Genomic DNA, 21,593 nt, shown 5'->3' with positions numbered 1-21,593 from the left:
CTCATGACAAAAAACGACCCGGCCGAAGCAGCAGAATGCGTTGCCCCGCAGGATAATTCCACACATTCTCCGCGTGAGATCTCACTGCGGCTGTCCACGGTCCTGACCGCGGTGGCGCTGGCGGTGTTGACCGTGGCCACCATCGCGTTCGGCGCACTGTATCTGTCCGACCGAAGTGAGCTCCGGGACCGCGATACCGCCGCGGCCGATCGCGCGCACGCCGAGCGGATCGCCATGGACTACGCCCTGGGCGCATCAACCATCGACTACCGGGACACCAAATCCTGGCTCGGCAAGCTCAAGTCCGGCACCAGCACCCAACTGGCCGGCAAATTCGACGCCACCGCACCGCAATTGGAGCAGATCCTGCTGCCACTGCAATGGACCTCCAAGGCCACCCCCATTCAGGCCACGGTGGCATCGGAGAACGCGGGGGTCTACAAGGTGAACGCCTTCATCGATGTCAACTCCACCAGCGTGCAGACCCCGCAGGGCGGCAGCGTCACCGTGGCCTACTCGGTCACCATCGACCGCAACGCCGACTGGAAGATCACCGCGGTCGGCGGCGGGCTCGACGGCGCCCTGACCACCAAATAGCGCGCGCTGCCACCGATTTCGAAGGAACAACAGAACAATGAACTGGGCCGACATCGTCGCGGACCTGCGCGACCACTGGTACCTGTACGCGGTGATGCCGTTCTTCGCGTCCGCGATCGGCTGGTTCACCAAACTGGTCGCGGTCGAAATGCTCTTCAAGCCAATGGAATTCAAGGGCATCCCACCGTACCTGGGCTGGCAGGGCCTCATCCCCCGCTATTCCGCGCGCATGGCCACGGTCGCGGTGGACCTCATGATGAACCGCCTGCTCGACCCACAGGAGATCATCAACCGCATCGATCCCGTCCAATTGGCCAAACACGTTCAGGAACCGATGCTCGACACCGTCGAGGGCATCGTCGACGAACTCATGATGCGGCACCAGCCGCAACTGTGGGTGCTGCTACCGGATCAGGTGCGGCGCATGCTGATTCGCCGCGTCCAGGCCAACGCGCCGCAGATCATCGCCCAGATGATGAGCGACCTCGAAACCAATGTGAACCTGGTGTTCGACATGCGCACCATGTGCATCGACGCCCTGATGCGCGATAAGAAACTCACCATCCGGCTCATTCGCGATATCGCCACTCCCGAAATGCGGTTCATCGTCCGCTCCGGCCTGGTATTCGGATTCCTGCTGGGCGGAGTGCAGGCCATCGTCTGGGCGCTGACCCATTCGGCCCTGGTCATGCCGTTGTTCGGTGCGTTCGTCGGTTACTTCACCGACTGGCTGGCGCTGCAGATGATCTTCCGCCCCATCCAGGAACAGCGCTACCTCGGCGTCTTCCGCTGGCACGGCCTGTTCCACAAGCGCCGCGACGAGGTCGCCGTCGACTACGGCACCCTGATCGCCACCGAAATCCTCACCCCCGCCAACATCATCCACGCCATGATGACCGGCCCGCAATCGGACCGCCTGTTCAGTCTCATCGAACACGAAATCGACCGGCTCATGACTCAGCAACTCGGCCGCGCCAAACCGGTCATCGAATTCGCCTTCGGCCGAGGCTCACTCGACGCCATGAAATACGACATCGTCGCCACCGTCCGCGAACGCCTCCCCGAGAGCACCCACAACATCGAGAAATACACCATGGACGCTCTCGATGTCCCCAGCCTCATCATCGAAAAGATGCAGCTCATGACCAACGAGGAATACGAAGATCTGCTCCGCCCCGCCTTCAAACAGGACGAATGGAAAATCGTCACCGTCGGCGCCGTCCTGGGCTTCCTGATCGGCGAACTCCAGGTGCAACTGCTACTGCACTGAACCCGGTCAGCCGAGTTCGAGCGACAGCTTCCAAATCCGGACCAGCGCGTTCATCGCGCGGTCCGGGCCATCGGGATCGGCCAGGAACACCTCGATGTGCCGGCCGGTCGTCACCGCCATCCCGATCAGCATCCGCAGCGTCGAAAGCTGTTCGGGGGCGGCCGATTCCACGCCGGTGATGTCGGCCATCTGCCGCGCAACGCGCTCGACGACCACGTCCACGTCCACGGACCACATCATGAGCCCACGCAGTTGCCCGTCGTGGGCGCTGCCCTGCACGCAGGCGTCCACCACCGGCAGGTGACCGGCATTGACGACCAGAGTCGCGCTCAGCGCCCGGAACAGAAAGTCATCAATCGCCTAGCCCTGTGTGCGGCGCGGGACCTCGTCGATCGCCATATCGACCGACCAGGCAAACTGGCAGGCCGTCCACAACTTCAGGCAGCGATTTCGCCGCGTATCGCGGGAGGTAATCCGGGCCGACAGACCATTCGAATCGGCACAGCATCTGATGCAACGTCGCTTTGATCTCCATACCGGCGAAATACATGCCGATGCACTTGTGCACGCCACTGCCGAACGGCACCCAGGCGTTCTTGTGGACCTTGTCCTCACGCCGCTCGGCGGAAAAACGTTCCGGATCGAAGGCCTCCGGGTCCGGCCAGATCTCCTCGAGATGATGGGTCAGTTGCGGCACCAGACCGACGAAGGTGCCCTTCGGCAGGTGATAGCCCAGGACTTCGGTGTCAGCGAGGGTCGCGCGGACCATGGTGCGCACCGGCGGCACCAGACGCAGCGCCTCCTTCAGCACCAGATCCAGACTCACCAGCCCCTCGAGGTCGTCGTATGAGGGGAATTCGGTTCCGAGCGCGAGTGATTCGTCGCGGCAGCGGCGCTGCCACTCCGGGTTCCTGGCGAGGTGGTAGAGGATCGTGGTCAGCGTCGACGAGGTGGTGTCATGGGCGGCAAAGAGCAGAAAGATCATATGGTTGATGACGTCGGCGTCGGTGAACGACTCCCCGTCCGGTGTGCGGGCCCGGCACAGCACACTGAACAAGTCTTTCCCATCACCCGCCCGTTTGGCAGGGACCATCGCGGCGAATTCGCGTTCCAGGAAAGCACGGCTGCGCAAACCCACCGCCCATTGGGTGCCCGGCAGCCGGAACCTCGCCCCCGGCAAGGGAACCCGGATCGCTGTCGTGGTGGCTACCAGCAGATCACCGAACGCCGCGATCATGCGGTCCGCGCGCGGGCCCAGCTCCTCACCCATGAAGGTGCGAGCCGCGATGTTGAGCGACAGTTGCTTGATCGCGTGCGAGATCAGGAAGCCGGACCCGGTGCTCCAGCCGTCCATGCTCGCCGCGATGACCGGATTCATGCCCGACAGATAGGCGTGCAGTTCCTGGCGACCGAACGCACTCTGCAAGATCCGGCGATGGTGCATGTGCTCCTCGAAATCCATGAGAAGCACTCCGCGGGTGAAGAATTCACCCGCGAACCAGCCCCAGCCGAGCTCGTGACTGAAGGCCCGATCCTTGTTCGCCTGCACCACGCCGAACGCCTCGGGCCCGAGCAGCGCCACGACCCGCGTGCCACCGAGGTTGTGCCAGGAGACCGGGCCGAAGCGCCGGTACTGGCGCATAAGCCAGTCGACGGTGTCAGTGAAGTAGAAGTAGGTATCGCCGACCAGGGGTAGGCCGGGCGCACCGGGGATGGACTTCAGGCCGCTGCCCGGCGGCGGCGCCGCCGGCGGCTTCATCCACGGTGCGGGAATCGAACCCAGCAGGGCGACTGCCGAATTCCGCAACGGTTCGGGAAGGGTCAGCGAGGGCGGCTTCATCGACGATCTCCTGATAACGACGGAACGCGGGGCGGATCACCCGGCGTGGCTCTCTCTCACAGACTGAATCTTGACATGGTCCTGTGTCAACATTCACGATGATGGCATGCCCGTCCCGTCTATGACGACGTTCGACCGCTTGCGCACGCTGGCGGCGTTAGAGGATCCCGATGGCCGACAAGCCGCACCCGTCCGCGAGGTGTTCACCGGCAAGCAGATCACCACCATCCCGATCGGTACCGCCGAGGACGTGCTCTCGGCGATCACCAAAGCCCGTGCGGCCCAGATCGAATGGGCCGCACAGCCGATCACCGAGCGGGCACGGATCCTGGAACGCTTCCGCGATCTCGTCCTCGCCGACCGCGACACCATCATGGATGTCGCTCAGGCCGAGACCGGCAAGGCCCGATGGTCCGCGCTGGAGGAAGTGCTCAATATGGTGCTGAATTCGCGGTATTACGCGCAGCACGGCCCCGCGCTGCTGCGGCCCCGGCGTGTGCAGGGGGCACTGCCGGGGCTCACCAAGGCGGTGGTGAACCATCAGCCCAAGGGCGTCGTCGGCATCATCGCTCCGTGGAATTACCCTATGGCGCTGTCGATTTCGGACGCGATTCCGGCGCTGATGGCGGGCAACGCGGTAGTGATCAAGCCGGACAGCCGCACTCCGTACTGCACCTTGGTCAACGCGGATTTGCTCTACCGCGCTGGATTGCCGCGTGAGCTGCTTGCCGTGGTTCCGGGTCCGGGGTCGGTCGTGGGCTCGGCCATCGCCGAGCACTGCGACTACCTCATGTTCACCGGATCCTCCGCGACGGGGCGGCTGCTGGCCGAACAATGCGCGCGGCGGTTGATCGGCATCTCCGCGGAATTGGGCGGCAAGAACCCGATGATCGTCGCCCGGGGCGCGAACATCGACCGCGTCGCGAAGGCCGCGACCAGAGCATGTTTCGGTAATGCCGGGCAGCTGTGCATCTCGATCGAGCGCATCTATGTCGAGGCCCGGATCTTCGAGGAGTTCATCGAGAAGTTCGCCGCGGCAACCCGTTCGCTGAAACTGGGCACCCACTACGACTTCACCGACGCCATCGGCTCATTGATCTGCGCCGATCAGCTCAACACCGTCGACGCGCACGTCGAAGACGCGAAAGCCAAGGGCGCCACCGTGATCGCGGGCGGGCGAGCCCGGCCCGATATCGGTCCGCACTTTTACGAGCCGACCATTCTGACCGGCGTCACCGATGAGATGGTGTGCGCCCGTACCGAAACCTTCGGGCCCGTGGTGTCGGTGTATCGCGTCGCGGACATCGAGGATGCCATCGCCCGCGCCAATGACAGCGAGTACGGGCTCAATGCCAGCGTCTGGGCGGGCAGCGACGCCGAGGGCGAGCGGATCGCCGCTCGACTGCGCACGGGTTCGGTGAATGTGAACGAGGGCTACGGACCGTCCATGGCCAGCCTGGCCGCCCCCATGGGCGGCATGCGGTCCTCCGGTCTCGGCCGCCGCCACGGCCCGGACGGCCTGCTCAAGTACACCGAGCCGCAGACCGTCGCCACCACCCGACTGCTCGGCCTGGACCCGCCGTTCGGCATACCCGATCACCTGTGGCAGGCATCGATGGCCCCGTTGTTCCAGCTGATCCAACGCCTTCCCGGCCGCTGATCACTCTGTCCCAGAAAGGAATTCGACATGACGGTAGCCGCCATCACCGGCGCGGGCCGGGGCATTGGACTGGCCATCGCGCAGCGATTCGCCGCCGACGGCATACGGGTCGCCATCGGCGATATCGACGAGACAGCGGCGATCAACGCGGCCACCACTGTTCCCGGAGCGGTGGGCCTGCACCTGGACGTGGTCGAACCGGCGTCGTTCGAGAAGTTCCTGCGCGAAGTGGAGGAGCAACTGGGACCGATCGACATCCTGGTCAACAATGCGGGCATCATGCCCATCGGCCCGTTCCTCGATCACGACGAGCCGCTGCGCCGCCGCACCGTGGATGTCAATCTGCACGGGCCGCTCAACGGCATGGCCGCGGTACTGCCCCGAATGCGCAAGCGCGGCAGGGGACATATCGTGAACATCGCCTCCACGGCGGGCGTGGTCCCGGTGCCGGGCGGGGTCGTGTACTCCGCTACCAAACACGCCGTGGTCGGGATGAGCGAGGCCATCCGGCAGGAGCTGGCCCGCGACCGCATCGCGGTCAGCACGGTGTTGCCCACCTTCACCAATACCGAATTGATCGCGGGCACCAAGGGATTGCGCGGGTTGCCGACGGTGGAACCGGCCGATGTCGCCGACGCCGTGGCCGCCGCCATCGCGCACCGGCGGGCGGTGGTGACCGTACCCCGCTATCTGCTCAGCCTGTTCAAGGTGAGCACGCTGGCACCGACCTGGATGTCGGATCTGACCATGCGACTGTTCGGCGGCGACACCGCCTTCCTCGACATCGATCACACCAAGCGCGACGCCTACGACACGCGTATCGGCCGCTGACGCCGAATCCTGCGCGCTGCCAGCAAATTTCACCGGACTGGAGTTTCCATGCCCACCTTCGCCTCCGCCTCCGCCACGCTGTGCGAGGCATTCCAGGCCACCGTCGCCCGTGATCCGGACAAGATCGCGATCCGCACCCCGGGAGGCGCGAGCACCCTGACCTTCCGCGAGTGGGACGCGCGCGTGCGACGACTGGCAGCCGGGTTCGCCGCGCTGGGTGTCGGCCGCGGCGATCGGGTCGCGCTGATGATGACCAACCGGCCCGAGTTCTATCCGATCGATGTCGCCCTGCAACACCTCGGGGCGATCGCGTTCTCGGTCTACAACACCTCCTCACCCGAGCAGATCGACTATGTCCTGGTCGATTCCGGTGCGCGGGTGATCGTGTGCGAGGAGCAATTCGTCCCCGTGATCCGCAAGGGTGTGGCGGGTACTCCCACCGTGCGGATCGTCTGCCTCGATGCCGCTGGGCCCGACACCGTCACCCTGGAAGAGGTCGGTGCCCGCGGACTCGACAGCTTCGACTTCGAATCTGCTTGGCGCGCAGTTCAACCCGACGATGTCCTGACCCTGATCTATACCTCGGGTACCACCGGAGATCCCAAAGGCGTGCAGCTCACCCACGCCAATATGCTGGCCATGGTCGATGGCACCGAGCAGCTCACCACCGCCACCGCCGAGGAACGAGTGCTGTCCTTCCTGCCCTCGGCGCATGCCGCGGACCGCTGGTCGGCGATCTATATGCTCGAGGTCATCGGCAACCAGGTGACCACTGTCGCCGACGCCCGCACCGAATTCGCCGCCGCACTGGTGGATGTGCGGCCCACGGTGTTCGGTGCGGTCCCGCAGGTCTGGCAGAAATTGAAGGCCGGTATCGAACTGCGGGTCGGCGAGGCCTCCGGAGCGCGCGGCGCACTGGTCGATTGGGCGTTGTGGGCCGGTCGCCGCGCCTCGGACATGCGGCTCGACGGCGACTCGGTACCGTGGCCACTGCGCCTACAGGCCGAGCTCGCCGACCGCTTGGTGCTGTCCGAACTGCGTGCAGCGGTGGGTCTGGACCGGGTGCGGCTCGCCCTGTCAGGAGCGGCACCGATCTCGCCCGAGGTGCTGCGCTTCTTCAATGGTGTGGGCATCGCGGTCTCCGACGCCTGGGGCATGTCCGAACTCGCCGGCATGGCAACCATGAGCCCGCCCGGCAAGGTCCGTCTCGGAACGGTGGGCGCCATCGTCCCCGGCAGTGAGATCCGGATCGCCGAGGACGGCGAGGTACTGGTGCGTGGGCCCATAGTCATGAAGGGCTATCTCAACAAGCCTGACAAGACCGCGGAGACCATCGACGCGGACGGCTGGGTGCACACCGGCGATATCGGCGCACTCGATGATCAGGGCTACCTGCGGATCGTCGATCGCAAGAAGGAACTCATCATCAATGCCGCGGGAAAGAACATGTCCCCCAGCGTCATCGAGAACTGGATCAAGGCCTTCGCCCCGCTGATCGGCCAGGCAGTGGCCATCGGCGATAACCGCAAATACAACGTCGCCCTCATCTGTCTCGACCCCGACGCCGCCGCGATCCACGCACGGCAGGCCGGGCTGACCTGCTCGGCCGAGCTCCTCGCCACCGATCCGGGCGTGCACGCGATCGTCGAAACCGCTGTGGCACAAGCTAACACGAAGCTCTCACGAGTCGAACAGATCAAGAGGTTCGCCATCGTCCCCGACTTCTGGCAGCCCGGCACCGATGTTCTCACTCCGACGATGAAGCTGCGGCGCAAGCCCATCGCCGAACGCTACGCCGGGCTCATCGAGGGCCTGTACCGTTGAGCCGGACGACCCTGGCCACGGTGCGAGGACGCAGCGGCGTGTGTAATTGACACACGTTCGTGTCAACAGAAAGCATGAGGCAATGGCCAGTGTCGTACGCCCGTTCCGGGGTGTCCCCGCCGAGGATCGCCTCGCGCAACGCCGCGCGGACCTACTGGACGCCGGACTCGACGAGGTCGCCGAGGTCGGCGTCGCCAAACTGCGCATGAGCACGGTGTGTCAGCGAGCCGGACTCACCCAGCGCTACTTCTACGAACACTTCCGCAATCGGGACGAGTTGCTCGAGGCGATGATCGACGCCATGATCCGGGATCTGCTCACCGGGACCGTCGCCGCGGTGGAGGCACAACCCTCGGACCTGTTCGCACGCTCGCAAGCGGCGATGGACTTCTTTCTCACCACGATCATCGAGGACCCTCGGCTCGGCCGCCTCTACGCCGAGGCCGACACCCTGCCGAGCCTGGCCGCCCGCAAGGCTACTGCTCTCACCAGCTATGCCGAATTCGCCACGAGCCAGGTCATCTCGCTGTACGGCACGACCGATAACGACACACAACTGCGAATGCGGCTGGCCGCACAGGTCATCGTCAGCGGTCACGCCAACACCACGCTCGCCTGGCAGCGCGGCGAAATCAAGCTGGCCCGAACCGAATACGTCGACACCATCGCCAAGATGTTCGTCGACGCACTGCTCGGTATCCGCAACCCCGCTTAGCGTTACCCCGTAAGAGCGTTCCTCATCGCAACATCCAACATCCGTGAAACGCATCCGGCTATGGATGACCAGGCCGCTGACCGCCGGAATTCACTCGGTAAGCCGGTGAATTCTCTCGTCGTATGCGCGGCGGGCGGTCAGGTCGGTCGCGCGTGCGCGGTACCGCGTCAGTCGGCCACGAACAGCGCCGATCAGCGGATCGGGCAGTAGTGCGGCAGCAAGCTCGTACTGTCGCATCCACCCGGGTACCGCCACGATGGCCTGGCGGTACCGGCAGGAATCGACAATCGCGTCAGCGACAGCCTGAGGATCGACCGTCGGTAGCCCGTCCGTTCGGACACCTGCGGCCAGTTCCGTACGGACGGCGCCGGGCAGGATCGCTGTCACCGTCACCCCGGTGCCGGCGACCTCATCGCGGATTGCTTCGCTGAAGCCCACCACGGCAAACTTGCTGGCACAGTAGGTCGCTGCTCCCGCGGTCGGAATCTTGCCGACATAGGAGGCCACATTGACCACGTGGCCCCTCCCCCGAGCAATCATGCCCGGCAACACGAGTTTGGTGCCGTTGAGCACTCCACGCACGTTCACATCGATGATCGAGTCGGTGAGCCCGTCATCCTCTTCGACGAACTCTCCGATCGGCATAATCCCGGCATTGTTGACCAGTACGTCCAGCGGCCGACCGGCACTGCCGACAGCGGAGAGGAAGGCCGCGAAGGAATCTCGGCATCGCACGTCCAGAGGCAGACCTCGCACCCCGATAGCCGCTCCCGCGGATTCGACGAAATCACCGTCCAGGTCACCGATGAACACCGAAGCGCCCTTCGCCGCAAAGGCTTTGGCGCTCGCGTAACCGATCCCGCGGGCACCGCCGGTGATCGCCACCGTCGCTTCCTGTAGTGGTAACGACCTCATATCACCGCACCTCCGCGCCGTCTACGATGCGCCCGGCGTCGGTTCGGTCATCCCGAATCGAGCGGCCGATGAACCGCCGCAACGCGAACGAGAACAGCGGTCCGGTGAGCGTCGTGACCCGTCGAAATTGGAGACCACGCAGCAGCGTCGGCTCGGCGGCGATGGTGTAGGTCACGGCGCTGCGTTCGGGACCGATTTCGTCGACGGTCAGCCTTTCCGCGATCGCGCGAAATCCCGGTATCGGCATCTCCCCGATATAGAAAGCCAATTCGCGGCCTGCCTCGAATCGGGTGACGAACTCGTTGCTGACCAGCAGCGAGCCCAGGGTAAGTCGGCGGCGCGATCCCGGACGGTGCGGTTCGGGGGTGTCCCAGGTCGCGTCGACGATCGGAACCCAGCCGAACTCTTCGACCTCACGCCACGTTCTCTCGGCCGGTACGTCGAACTCGGCGCGGCCTCGAAGGACGATCGGCGCGTACTGATAGAAATCGGAGGAGGCCGCGATGGCGGCTGGACGAAATGGCATGGTGGAGAGCCCCTTTTCTGATCTGGTACGGCCGATTGCCGTCCTGTAGCGGTCGGCGTCGCTGCTCGACCTCGGTCATATCCGCCGGCCCCTGGCCCTTCGGCGGTCCGGTTCATCGATCGAGCGATAGAACTCGGCGATCTCCCGGATCGCGGCGCGGGCATCGGGCAGCATGTCGGCCGCCAGGTGGAAATCGTGAATCGCTCTGTCCCAGACCTGAAGCGTGCACACCACATTCGACCGAGCACATCGAGATGCCAGCAGTTCAGCGTCATGTCTGAGTACTTCGTCGGAGCCGACCTGAATGAGAATCGGTGGCAGACAGTGAAACTCGTGATCCAGCGGAGACCGAATGTCCTGGAGGGCACCGTATCGCTCCGCGTGCACCGCGACAGGTACTGCCAGCGTCGCGGTGGACAACACAGCGTCACGCGAGTCGTCCGCACGACGACCAACCGGGTTGTAGTCGGCCCATGGTGCGATGGCTGCTATCGCGCCGGGCATCGGCAGGCCGAGTTCTCTGGCCGCCAGTGCGAGGGAGAACGCGAGCCCGGCACCGGCCGAATCACCACCGAGCAGGATCCGGGCCGGTGCGAATCCGCGCTCCAGCAGATAGCGATATGCGGTCAGCGCGTCCTCGACGATATCGCCGAAACCTGCGGTGGGTAGCAGTCGGTAGTCGACATTGAATACCGGGAGCGCAGCGGCACGGGCGATCCGAGCGGCGAGACGCCGATGGCTGTGCAATCCACCGGCAAGGAACACACCACCATGGAAGTACAGCACCACCGACTGATCGACACAGCTCGGGTCGGAATGTGTATTGTGCCATAGCCATTCGGCGCGGAAATCCGGGAACCGGACGCGCTGGATCCGGGTGCCACGCGGTGCGGGAACCACCGCCATCGCCTTCTCACACGAATTGGCCAGCTTCAACATCGAAGCGCTCATCCATGGCCTGCGAGTCCTGAGTGCCGCCGCGAAGTCCAGCGCGGGCCGAACCGTTGCCCGTGAGACCGCTTGCGCTGCCAACATTCCGAGTCCTGCGCGATTCATCACCTCGATGCGCACGGGCTCGGCAATCGACTCGCTCGGATCCACGACCGGCAGGCTCATGCCGGAATTCCGTTCTCCACGGACGTCTCGAACAGATAGTCGTCGAGCGGATAGGTGCGATTGGCACGCTGCGCCTCGAAGAACCCGGACGGCCGGATATATGTCGTATCCCCCTGGGAGTTGCGGTAATACGTCCGAACGTGACCGTTCAACTCGTTCAGGTAATAGCGCAGCGATTCCCCGCGCGCGTATACCGCACGATGGTAGGCATCGGCCGCTTCCTTGCGGATCTCACAGCTCACCGCCCCGCGCCTGCGCGCCTCGGCGATGGCCCGTACGGCGTGATCGCTGGTCATCTCGACGAACGCATGCCATCCACTACCCGTCCACGAGTACGGTCCACACAGCGTCCACCGGTTGGGCAGACCGTGTACCGACACACTCTCGTAGGCTTGCAGGCCCTGCTCGGCGTAGAACTTGGCCAGGTCGAATCCCTTGCGCCCCAGTACAGTTCCCGGACGATAGGTCTCCGGATCGGAGAAGACCTCGTATCCGGTCGCCAGGACCAACACATCCAACCGGTGCCCAACGCCATCGCGGGTCTCGACGCCGGTCGCGGTGATCCTGTCGATGCCCGCGGTCTCCAACGAAACATTGTCGCGATTGAAAGCTTGCAGATAGCTGTTGGAGAAGGTGGGCCGCTTGGCGGCGGGACCGAAGTCGGGCGTCAGCCGCTCACCGGTAGCCCGGTCCTTGACGACCAGGTTCACGTACCGACGGTAGGCGGAGATCGCGGCGCGGTCGAACCGGGCCATCAACGGATGCACCGTGTGGCTCGAGCCCCTGGCCAGACCCCGCAACATCAAGTCGAGGGGAACGAGCAAGCTGGCATGCAGGCCGGTTTGCACGCCGGGAACCGACAGCAGCAGCTGCGCGGCGCGCGGCAGTGCGAAATCCGGCTTGGGTAGTGACCAGACCGGGGTGCGCTGAAAGACGGTGAGGTGCTCGACGTCCGGGGCGATGGAGGGAATGATCTGCACCGCACTCGCGCCCGTACCGATGATCCCGACGCGTTTGCCGGTCATGTCGAATCCATGATCCCAGCTGGTGGGTCGCTGGACCTTGCCGCCGAAGCTCTGACGCCCGGGGATACCGTCGTCCTGCTTCGGCCGGACGAAAGCCCCCACGGCACTGATCAAGAACCGCGCGGTAACCACCGAACCGTCCGCGATGTGCAGCTTCCAGTCGCTGTCGCCGTCATCCCACTGCTCACGCACGACTTCGGTACCGAACCGAATTCGCGGATAGAGATCAAAGCGCCGCGCGATGTCGATGTGATACTGCTCGACCTCGCCGCCCAGCGGAAAAACTCTGCTCCAGTGCGTGTTTCGGGCGAACGAGTACTGGTAAGCGAAGGCAGGCACGTCCACGCCCAAACCGGGGTAGTTATTCTCGTGCCAGCTGCCGCCCACGTCATCGGCGCGCTCGAGGATGACGAAATCGTCGATTCCCGCCATTCGCAGCTTGGCACCCGCGGCGATCCCGCCTGGGCCCGCACCGATGACTGCGACTTCGTATCGAGGTGTGTGAATCATGCTCTCGGCCCTTCCGAGCTCAACGCCACAGCGCCGCTATCAGGCGCCGGCGATGGAAGAAATGTTGTACGCCAGCTGAATACGGGAGTTCGGCCGTCAACGGACCATGGTCAGCGACGGAGTTCGCCGCGCCCGTCGCCGCGCCCGGTAGGTACTCGGCACATAGCGCAGTCGTTCGGGAATGAACGGACCGACGATCTGGACCGAACGCACCAGTGCGTCGGCTTTCCACTGACGCCTGCGGGTCCAGGTGTACCCGGCATACTCGCCCAGCAGGTCTCGTAGCAGCGGCGGTCCGTACGCCGCGATCACGAACAACGCGAATCCTCCGGCCACGCGCCCGACAGGCGACCAGAGCGCACGCGGTACGTACGGTGGCGCGGGAATGACCGAGAAGACCTCCAGCCCGGCCGCCATATCAGGGTGGCCCGCACGCAGCTGCTCCAACATGCCCGCCAGATAGGCTTCGAAGTCCTCCAGAGTATCGGGGATCATGCGCTCGGCGACGCCGAGAATCCGGCCCAGATCCTGCATTTCGGTGTACAGCTGCCGTTCGGTCTCACGTGTCACCGGCTCCCTCGAAAACGAACGCACGGCCGGCAGGAACGTGAACCAACCGGTGGCCCAAACCCACGCGTACGGTTCGGCGTTCAGCGCGTGATACCGCTTTCCCTCGTAGTCGCTCCCCTGGATGGTCCTGTGGATGTCGCGAAGCTTGCGCGCTTCGTCGTAGGCTTGCTCGCCGCCGTAGATCCAACGCTGGGTCGCCTCGAAGGATCGGATGCCGCGGCCGTAGGGATCGGTGAACACCGTCGAATGGTCGAAAACCCCTTTGGCGACAATAGGATGCGTGCCCTGCAGCACGAACGCCGCGGCTCCGTAGATCAGCCAAACTCGCATGTCACCTCCCCACTCCCAGAGATGGGTACCTGGCCCGAACGGTCGTATCGGGCGGGCCTCCGATCTCGCTGTCACTGGGATGTGCACCTGGGAATTGATGGGACAGGTCATCGCTGAACTCCTTTGTCCGGGCCGGTGCACCACATGCCGAGTGCCGCCAAACCGATTCTGATGCACACCTGCATCAGAATTTCTGATGCAAGCGTGCATCAGAATTGGCGGCAGGTCAAGGCCATAGGGCACAATGCCGGAATGGCCGCAACACGCAACTACGGCGGAGTGTCCGCCGCCGACCGTCGCGCCATCCGCCGCACCGCTCTGTTCGAGGCCGCCTTGGATCTGGTCACCGAGGAGGGCGCGAGCGCGGTCACGAAGAAGGCGGTGTGCGTGCGCGCGGGACTAACCGACCGTTACTTCTACGAGCATTTCGCGGACCGTGATGCGCTGGTGGAATCGCTCGCACACGAACTCACCGAACAGGGACTAGCGGCCGGCCTGGCCGCTATCGTCGCGGCCGAACCGCAGATCCCCGCCCAGGTACATGCCGCCATCGAGGCCGCGGCGACCTTCATCGACGAAGATCCGCGCCGGGGCGCGCTGCTGATGTGCGCCCCGACGATCGATGCCATCCAGCGAGCCCGCAAGGATGCCATCAGCACGGTCGCCAATACTCTTTCCGCGCTCATCCCGGAACTCACCGGCGACGATCCCGCCGATCGGACCGACACCGACATGGTGTGCTTCACGCTCATCGCCGGACTGGTGGAACTCGGGGTGGCTTGGCTCCGAGGCGAATTCGCGGTCAGCCGTCAGCATTTCATCGACTTGGCCACCGCGATACTGTTGTCCGGTATGCGGATCCCCAGCCAGCTGCCCGCTTCACCGACCTGATCCCACAGATCTGCCGAATAGTCCGCACCCGGAACCACTCCGAGGGATTGACCCGTGAAGCGATTCGGGCACGGTCGCGCTTGGGGGGCGGTCGATGAACCGAACTCGGACACCCGGCGCGCGGCATCTCTGCCCGAGCTGGGGGCTTCACGCCGAGAGGGATCAGCCGGTTATGCCAATCGGGCTGGGGCTCAACAGATCTCAGGCGACAATCCGCAGAGCGCCGTCGGCCTGTTTCTGTTCGCGTTCGATCGCTCGTGCTTCGCTCAGGAGTGCGTGGATGTCGCCGCGATTGATGTACTGCTCGACGAGATCGCGCACAGGTGCGAGGGCGGCGACGGCGAAGAAACTCCGGCCGAGCAGTCGGGCGGCGGCCAGGCGGGTCTTGGATCTGGTGCCGCGCAGCAGGATTCGCTCGGTGTCGTCGAAGGTCGCAAGGGTGAGCTCGTTCACGAAGGCCACGGTGGCCCGGATCGCAGGGCGAGCCCACGGCGGGGCGAAGGCTGCTGTGTGCATGTTGGCGAAGGCGTGTTCGGACGCGACGGAATAGTTCATGCGCGGGAAGAAGTCGCGGCGGTAAACCTCACACCAGTCACGGTAGGTCGCGGGCATGGTGGATACTTCGAGCCCGAGTAGACCGGCCGCGATCAGTCCTTCCTGCCAGTACTTCTCGCGCTCATCGTCGGTGAGGCGGCGGACGTAGGTCTCGTACGAGGCGAGCAGCGACAGCCACGTCAGGCCGTGGCCGACGATGGCCAGGTCGCTGCGGGTGGGGGTGAAGTCGGTGTCGGTGACCGGGTCGTGCCCGCGTACCCGGTTGTGCCTGCCCTGCACGAACTTTCCCGCACGACGGGCTTCCTCGGTATCACCGAAGATGGCCGTGTACACGTAGTACATCGTCTCGTCACCCCGCCCGAGCGGATCGACCCGCATCACGCTGGTGTCCTGAATCGATTGCGCCACTTCGGGAAACAGCAGCGCGATGTACGCGCCATTGAGCATCCCCGCGAGAGTGGCCGGATGCCCGGCGATTTCCCACGCCATCGAACCGGGACCGAAGTAGCCGTTGTCGCGGCGCGCACCAGCGCGTTTGGGAACTACCATGACTCGTTCTCCTGCTTCCTCGGAGGATCACGGCCGGTCCGCTCCGACCGAGACGTGTTGGCGCTCAAACCATTCGGCACCCGAGCAGCGGCATGATGGTGGTCCGGGCTATGTGCTCGACGTGCGCGCGATCGGCGAGCGCGGGCATGGGATGTAACAGCATCGACAACGCCAACCGGACACACATTTCGGCGGCCGCCGCCGGATCCGCCGCGTCCGAAGCGCCGATCTCCTTGGCGCGCTTGATCGTCCGGGTCATATAGGCCGTCCCCGCAGATACGAACAGGTCCGCACCCGGCCCGGTGGTCAACATCGGCAGCATGGTGTCCGGATCTGTGGTCAGCAGCCTGCGTAGCAGGTTGTCACCCGTCAAACGCGTGGCCACCGCGACTACACCGGCGACAATCCGCTCTTGCGGCGGCTCGACCCCCTCGACCGCCTGGGCCACCTCGGCCAAGAAACGCCGGATATCGCGCGTCACCACCGCGGCCAGCAGCACATCCCGGTTGGCGAACCGGCGGTAGAGCGTAATCGGTGAAACCCCAGCGGCTTTCGCGATCCGATCCAATGACGTGCGCTTGAGCCCGTGCTCGAACAGCTGCGCCTCGGCGGCCACGAGAATCCGCTCCGCGTAGACGTCGGCCTCAGCGGCATCCGGGCCGCGCAGCATCTCATCGACCAGAGATAGCAACATATGAAAATACTATCTCTCTACCTAGGCGGTGGCAATCATCGATCGTCACCGGCTCGGACTATTGGTACAGCGCCAGCAAGCGCCTATCCGAGGATGCGACGCGCAACGGCGTCACGGGCCGCGGCGACCGCAGCGCGCACGTCGAATAGCGGCATGCTCGCCCACCGGTTCGAGGGGTGTAGTCGTTGTGCGGCACCGGACTGTCCTGCAGGAGGTCGCCAACTCAACAATCGCTCAACGTTCGTGCAACACAGCACAGTTACTCGTTCGCACCTGTTGAAGCGACCGGATTCGGACCATAGTCTCGCTCTGGTCTCACGGCCGCTTCTCCCAATCATCGACAGGAGCACACGGGCGCATGGATCGACGAAACTTCATGCTCGGCGCGATGCGCACCGCGGGCGCGGCAGGCGCACTGTCATTGCTTCCGGCGAGCCTGACCAAAGCGCTGGCCGAACCCGCACCCGCGGGCGGGCTGGAGAATGTCGAACACGTGGTGATCCTCATGCAGGAGAATCGCTCGTTCGATCACTATTTCGGTGGACTGGCGGGTGTGCGAGGGTACGCCGATCTCAACGCACTGCAATTGTCCAGCGGCCGTTCGGTTTTTCATCAGCCGCAGGGCAGCGGGTTCGTACTGCCGTTCACCACGGACCTGGAGAATCTCGCGGGCACCGACCATATGCCGAGCAGCGGTCATCGTGCGTACGCGCAGGGGCGATACGACAATTGGATCGGAGCCAAAGGCCCGGACACGATGGCCCGGTACGACCGCGAATCACTCCGGTTCTATCACCAACTCGCCGACGCCTTCACGATTTGCGATCGGTACCATTGCTCGGTCAACGGCCCCACCGATCCGAATCGGATGTATCTGTTCACCGGGGTGGTTCGCACTCCGTTCGCACTGGAGAACTTCACCTCCGAACTGCAGGCACGCTTGTACGGCAGCGCCGAAACCATCCGATGGATGCGGTCCCTGCCGGTACCGCAAGTGCTCGATGCCTTGGCGGCGGTCCTGCGCGGAGTCACCAACGCGGTGCCGCGCGCCGTGCTCGACGCGCTCGCCGGATGGCTGACCGAGGTGACCGGAAGCGGGATCCCCGTACCGATGTTCTCCTACGAGGCATTGCGCACACCCGATGCGTCGAATCTGTTGCGCGACATCCTCTTCGGATTGCCGTGGACAACCTACGCCGAGCGCCTACAACAACGCGGGGTCAGCTGGCAGGTCTATCAGGAATGGGACAACTACGGCGACAACTCCCTGGAATACTTCACCGCCTTCCGCACGGCGGCGCGGGCAGCGCTGAAGTACACCGACGCCGGTGGCGGAACCGCGTTCGAGAACTTCCCGTTCTTCTACGACGCCCTCAGGCAGCAGCCCGACCGACGTGCCGCGTTGGAGGACGCCCTGCGTCGCGGCATCGATGAGCTGTCCGAGGCCGATCAGCAGCTGGTGCGGCGCGGACTACTCCGGGTGCCCGAGGGTACCGTCGCCGAACGGCTGCGCACCGATGTGGCGACGGGGAAACTCCCCAAGGTGTCGTGGATTGTCTTGCCCTACAAGCTTTCCGAGCATCCGAGCATGGGTCCGCGAAATGGTCAGGCCATCGTGCACGACGTGCTCGATGCGATCGTCAGTACTCGCGAGGTATGGAACAAGACAGTGTTCATCCTCAATTACGACGAGAACGACGGCTACTTCGATCACGTACCCGGACCGGTACCGCCGCCGGGCACCGCCGACGAATACTTCGGCGAGGCGAATATCGGTCTGGGCAGCAGAGTTCCACTGCTGGTCGTTTCGCCGTGGAGCAAACATGCCACGAGCTCGCAGCTGTTCGATCACACCTCGGTTCTGCGCTTCCTCGAGCAGGTGACCGGCGTCGAGGAGCCCAATATCAGTTCATGGCGGCGCATGATGTGCGGTGATCTGACTGCGGTGCTCGATTTCGGCGAATCCGGTCCGGCCGTGCTGCCCGTCGCGCGAGCGCAGGCATCGCAACCCGAAGATGGTGTCTCGCAGCAGGTTCCCGCCGAGCAGCGGCTGCCCGAGCAGGCCAGCGGATATCGGATTCGCCGACCCCTGCCGTACCGGCAGCTCGCCGTGGCGCGGCAGAATCCGCAGGCGGGGACCATCACCGTCGTGCTCAGCAACGACGGCACCGAGGCAGCGCATTTCGCGGTGCACCCCAATGCCTTCACCGCGGACGCCGCCCCTGAACTGTTCGACGTGGGCGCCGGCGATACGGTGGTCCGCGACTTCGCCGCACCCGCAAGATGTTACGACTACACGGTGTACGGCGAGGACGGCTTCCAGCGCCGCTACGCCGGCCATCTGAGCCGCCGCGGCGTCTCACTGGAAGTCACCGCGACGATCACCGCGGCGGATACGCGACGAATCACCCTCACCTGCGCCAATGGCGGCCCCTCGGCCGCGGTATTTCTGGTGTGCGCCAACGCATATCGTGAGGACGGCCCATGGTCGATCGAAGTGCCCGCGGGCGGGTCGATGGATCGGGATTTCGCACTCGATACCGATGCGGCGGTGGCGGGCTGGTACGACCTCACCGTCACCTCATCCTCGGACGTGGGCTTCCTGCGCAGGATTCGCGGTTACGCCGAGAACGGCCGCCCAGGGGTCACCGCCGACGACGCCGCACCGTTCGATCGCCTGCTCATGGATCGATCCATGTATGAACCGGGCCGTGATCCGGTGGTCCGCTACTGCACGAAAAATGTTATGGGCCAGCACAAATTGGCGATGTACGCGGGCCCGCCCGGCGCGGCGGGTGCCGTACCGGCATCGTCGCCGGTTCGCGTGGTCGAATTGCCCGAGGGGCGTACTCGCGACGAGCTCACGATCCCGGTCGGGATCGCCACGGGCTGGGATGCCACCGGAAGTTCGAGCGGACCCGATACCGGCAGCGCGGTGGGTAGCTCGGCATTGGGCAGCTCCTCCGGGAGCGCGGCCGGAACCGGCAACGCCCCCGTACCCTCCGGCGAGTACGTGCTGTATCACCTCGACGAATCGAATTCGCCACTGGCACAGCCTGTTCGATTCCTGGTGCTGTGAGCGAACGGGCGGCGATCCGCGCTCGCCGCCCGTTCTGTTCGGTATTTCATTGTCCGCGAGGCCGAATCGGCCGCGCGGGATCAGCTGCCAGTCGAGCTACCCGCGTGACTACCGTTGCCGGAGCTGCCGGTCGACGGAGCCGGTGGTGGGTAATACGCGGGCGGACCGGTCAGAATGATCTGATCGACCGGATCGGCGTCGAGCGGCAATGGCTCGGCCAATGCCGCGCCTGCCTGCCCGACCAGGAGCGCCGCAGAGAACAATCCGGTGGCGAGTGCCACGGCTGCTTTGGACATCGGTCAATTCTCCTTCGGATTCGAATTGGATCTCAGATCACGGCGAGAATGATTCCCAGCATTGCCCCCAGGCTCGCGACGGCCAGGCCCGCGGCACTTCCGACACCAGGCAAGAACATTATTCCTCCATTGCTCGTGGACTCGTTTCGAACCCGGCAGATCGCTGCCGGTGAAAGTGTTTCTAGCCCTGGGCAATACAGCAGGACAATGACTTTCCCGCCGCGCGGGAATGACGGCTCCGGCGTCATAGCAGGCACACCCGCTCTCGCGCCCGTGCATTCACCTCGGCGTTGTCCGGGCTTTCAAGCCCTGTTGAACCCCGAGTGGATCCTGGGAGTGAAACGGTATTCCGCGACACAGGAGGACCGCATGACCCAGCACGTTCGGTCTGCCCGGATCGACGACTTCACCACGGATACGACAATCGCACTCGCCGTTCTGGACGAGTACGGTCAGCGCGGTCAAGCGCCGACCGACCCCCGCCATCGGCGCCTCGACCCGGCGATCGGCGCGCTGATCCGACCGGGGCCCGACAACATTTCCGTGACCACCATATTGACTCCCGGCTCGCCGAATCCGCTGGTATTGCGCATCTACCGGCCTATGGGAGTCCCGCGGCTGCTGCCCGGTCTGGTGTATTTCCACGGCGGCGGATGCGTCCTGGGCGGGCTGGACAGCCATGACGCATTCCTGCGCGCGCTCGCGGCGTACACGCGCCATCTGGTGGTGTCGGTCGATTACCGCCTCGCCCCGGAGCACGAATTCCCGGCGGCTATTGATGATGCGTGCGCCGCAACCGAATACGTCTTCCAGCATGCGGGCATTCTCGATATCGACAGATCCCGATTCGTCGTGGCAGGCGATGGGTCCGGGGCAGGGCTGGCCGCGGTGGTGGCACAGCTGGCCGAGACCGCGATAGCCGCGGTACCCACCCATCAGGTGTTGATCAATCCGCAGACCCGCTGGCTGCCGGCGACCGCGAGCCGGATGCTCTTCGCGGGCGGGCCCTACCTCACTGCCGCACTGCTGGATTGGTGCATGACGTGCTACCTGCCCGATCTCAACGACCGCCATAACCTGCGCGCCGCACCGGGTTTGGCCGGATCGTTCGACGGGCTCGCACCGGCAACGGTCATCACCGCCGACCTCGATCCACTGCGCGACGAGGGCGAGCACTATGCCCACGCCTTGGCGGTCGCGGGCGTCGACGTCGGACTGTATCGACTACGCGGCGCGTTTCATCTGCTGTGGCTCGCGACCGCGATCAACCCGCTGGTGCAGCGCAAGGTAATCGGCTTCATCGCGCGCCGACTCGGTACCGGCACCGACGACCACGAGGCGTTGGCACCTGGTTTCGACTTCAGCGCCGCCGGTGGACGCCTCTCAGCTTTTTGACGGAACTGACTGTGGCACAACACATCCCACATCGGCGGATCGCATAGCGGACCAGAATGACCGGACGCGAACCGCGGTCACTGGTCCGCTGGCGTGGCGATGTGAGCACGGACGTAGTCGGCGCCACCGCCGGTGATCACCCACGGGGTGGTGAGAGCGTCGATGAGTGAGGACGCATTCCGCCAACGAGTGACGGCCCACCTGGAAACGGACGCGACCGGATACGTCGGCTCCAATAGCCGTGTCCTTGCAGGTCGTTCAATGAACGTTCCATGGTTTTTCAACCATGTCCGCAAGAGTGCACTCAACGTCCGGACTGCGCACCGAGTCGGTGCGCCAGGTCGAAGGAGTAGCGATCATTCACACACCAACGGGTTTCCCCTGGCGGAGAGGACTTCTGCCGCT

At 64.7% G+C, this 21,593-nt stretch carries 19 protein-coding genes; 9 read left to right on the top strand and 10 right to left on the bottom strand.

Annotated elements, in window-relative coordinates; all coding sequences use genetic code 11:
* The first annotated feature begins 3 nt into the window (after positions 1-3).
* A complete protein-coding gene (locus tag ACFC0O_RS12495; RefSeq protein ID WP_375956671.1) occupies positions 4-597 on the top strand; it encodes a hypothetical protein in 594 nt (197 codons plus the stop codon).
* Between the two features lie 37 nt (positions 598-634).
* Positions 635-1,867, top strand: coding sequence for a DUF445 domain-containing protein (locus ACFC0O_RS12490; RefSeq protein WP_375956668.1), 1,233 nt, complete (start codon positions 635-637; stop codon positions 1,865-1,867).
* Positions 1,868-1,873: 6 nt separating this feature from the next.
* Here ACFC0O_RS12490 and ACFC0O_RS12485 read toward each other — a convergent pair whose 3' ends face one another.
* Together ACFC0O_RS12485 and ACFC0O_RS12480 are read right to left on the bottom strand one after the other, a co-directional pair.
* Entirely contained in the window at positions 1,874-2,095 is a 222-nt protein-coding gene (locus ACFC0O_RS12485) for a hypothetical protein (protein WP_375956665.1), read from the bottom strand.
* Positions 2,096-2,219: 124 nt separating this feature from the next.
* Positions 2,220-3,707 (bottom strand): cytochrome P450, encoded by a 1,488-nt coding sequence (locus ACFC0O_RS12480; RefSeq protein ID WP_375956662.1) that lies wholly within the window; start codon positions 3,705-3,707, stop codon positions 2,220-2,222.
* Positions 3,708-3,813: 106 nt separating this feature from the next.
* Here ACFC0O_RS12480 and ACFC0O_RS12475 point away from each other — a divergent pair, with 106 nt between their 5' ends.
* From ACFC0O_RS12475 to ACFC0O_RS12460, 4 genes are all read left to right on the top strand, one after another.
* Positions 3,814-5,367, top strand: a complete 1,554-nt coding sequence (locus ACFC0O_RS12475) for a succinic semialdehyde dehydrogenase (RefSeq protein WP_375956659.1) — start codon at positions 3,814-3,816, stop codon at positions 5,365-5,367.
* 27 nt (positions 5,368-5,394) lie between these two features.
* Positions 5,395-6,198 (top strand): SDR family oxidoreductase, encoded by an 804-nt coding sequence (locus ACFC0O_RS12470; RefSeq protein WP_375956656.1) that lies wholly within the window; start codon positions 5,395-5,397, stop codon positions 6,196-6,198.
* Between the two features lie 48 nt (positions 6,199-6,246).
* On the top strand, positions 6,247-8,022 hold the full coding sequence (locus ACFC0O_RS12465; RefSeq protein ID WP_375956653.1) for an AMP-dependent synthetase/ligase: 1,776 nt from the start codon (positions 6,247-6,249) through the stop codon (positions 8,020-8,022).
* 82 nt (positions 8,023-8,104) lie between these two features.
* Positions 8,105-8,737: a TetR/AcrR family transcriptional regulator gene (locus ACFC0O_RS12460; protein ID WP_375956650.1), complete on the top strand. Its 633-nt coding sequence runs from the start codon at positions 8,105-8,107 to the stop codon at positions 8,735-8,737.
* Positions 8,738-8,827: 90 nt separating this feature from the next.
* Here ACFC0O_RS12460 and ACFC0O_RS12455 read toward each other — a convergent pair whose 3' ends face one another.
* The 5 genes from ACFC0O_RS12455 to ACFC0O_RS12435 all read right to left on the bottom strand — a co-directional run bounded on the left by ACFC0O_RS12455 (position 8,828) and on the right by ACFC0O_RS12435 (position 13,840).
* Positions 8,828-9,652, bottom strand: a complete 825-nt coding sequence (locus tag ACFC0O_RS12455; protein WP_375956647.1) for an SDR family oxidoreductase — start codon at positions 9,650-9,652, stop codon at positions 8,828-8,830.
* Position 9,653: 1 nt separating this feature from the next.
* On the bottom strand, positions 9,654-10,178 hold the full coding sequence (locus tag ACFC0O_RS12450) for a hypothetical protein (RefSeq protein ID WP_375956645.1): 525 nt from the start codon (positions 10,176-10,178) through the stop codon (positions 9,654-9,656).
* A 75-nt stretch (positions 10,179-10,253) separates the two neighbouring features.
* Entirely contained in the window at positions 10,254-11,294 is a 1,041-nt protein-coding gene (locus ACFC0O_RS12445) for an alpha/beta hydrolase (RefSeq protein ID WP_375956642.1), read from the bottom strand.
* The gene (locus ACFC0O_RS12440) at positions 11,291-12,829 is read right to left on the bottom strand and encodes a flavin-containing monooxygenase (protein ID WP_375956640.1); all 1,539 of its coding nucleotides are present in this window, start codon (positions 12,827-12,829) and stop codon (positions 11,291-11,293) included. Before ACFC0O_RS12440 ends, ACFC0O_RS12445 begins: the two co-directional genes overlap by 4 nt.
* Before the next feature lie 96 nt (positions 12,830-12,925).
* Entirely contained in the window at positions 12,926-13,840 is a 915-nt protein-coding gene (locus tag ACFC0O_RS12435; protein ID WP_375956637.1) for an oxygenase MpaB family protein, read from the bottom strand.
* Positions 13,841-13,981: 141 nt separating this feature from the next.
* On the opposite strand from ACFC0O_RS12435, the gene ACFC0O_RS12430 reads away from it, so the two are divergent.
* Complete coding sequence (locus ACFC0O_RS12430) at positions 13,982-14,620, top strand: TetR/AcrR family transcriptional regulator (protein ID WP_375956634.1); 639 nt, start codon at positions 13,982-13,984, stop codon at positions 14,618-14,620.
* A 201-nt stretch (positions 14,621-14,821) separates the two neighbouring features.
* On the opposite strand, the gene ACFC0O_RS12425 is transcribed toward ACFC0O_RS12430, so the two are convergent.
* Both ACFC0O_RS12425 and ACFC0O_RS12420 read right to left on the bottom strand, forming a co-directional pair.
* Complete coding sequence (locus tag ACFC0O_RS12425; RefSeq protein ID WP_375956632.1) at positions 14,822-15,724, bottom strand: oxygenase MpaB family protein; 903 nt, start codon at positions 15,722-15,724, stop codon at positions 14,822-14,824.
* Between the two features lie 64 nt (positions 15,725-15,788).
* Positions 15,789-16,418 carry a TetR/AcrR family transcriptional regulator gene (locus ACFC0O_RS12420; protein ID WP_375956629.1) on the bottom strand — a complete coding sequence of 210 codons (630 nt, stop codon included), beginning with the start codon at positions 16,416-16,418 and terminating at the stop codon, positions 15,789-15,791.
* A gap of 358 nt (positions 16,419-16,776) precedes the next feature.
* On the opposite strand from ACFC0O_RS12420, the gene ACFC0O_RS12415 reads away from it, so the two are divergent.
* Positions 16,777-19,497, top strand: a complete 2,721-nt coding sequence (locus ACFC0O_RS12415) for an alkaline phosphatase family protein (RefSeq protein ID WP_375956626.1) — start codon at positions 16,777-16,779, stop codon at positions 19,495-19,497.
* A gap of 80 nt (positions 19,498-19,577) precedes the next feature.
* Here ACFC0O_RS12415 and ACFC0O_RS12410 read toward each other — a convergent pair whose 3' ends face one another.
* The gene (locus ACFC0O_RS12410) at positions 19,578-19,793 is read right to left on the bottom strand and encodes a hypothetical protein (RefSeq protein WP_375956624.1); all 216 of its coding nucleotides are present in this window, start codon (positions 19,791-19,793) and stop codon (positions 19,578-19,580) included.
* Between the two features lie 369 nt (positions 19,794-20,162).
* Here ACFC0O_RS12410 and ACFC0O_RS12405 point away from each other — a divergent pair, with 369 nt between their 5' ends.
* The gene (locus ACFC0O_RS12405; protein WP_375956621.1) at positions 20,163-21,188 is read left to right on the top strand and encodes an alpha/beta hydrolase; all 1,026 of its coding nucleotides are present in this window, start codon (positions 20,163-20,165) and stop codon (positions 21,186-21,188) included.
* The last annotated feature ends 405 nt before the right edge of the window (positions 21,189-21,593 follow it).

Origin of the sequence: Nocardia sp. NPDC056100, from assembly GCF_042266325.1 — a bacterium.
GTDB lineage: Bacteria > Actinomycetota > Actinomycetes > Mycobacteriales > Mycobacteriaceae > Nocardia.
Note: the sequence above shows the minus strand (reverse complement) of the source record. Positions and strands in the feature narration are given on the sequence as shown.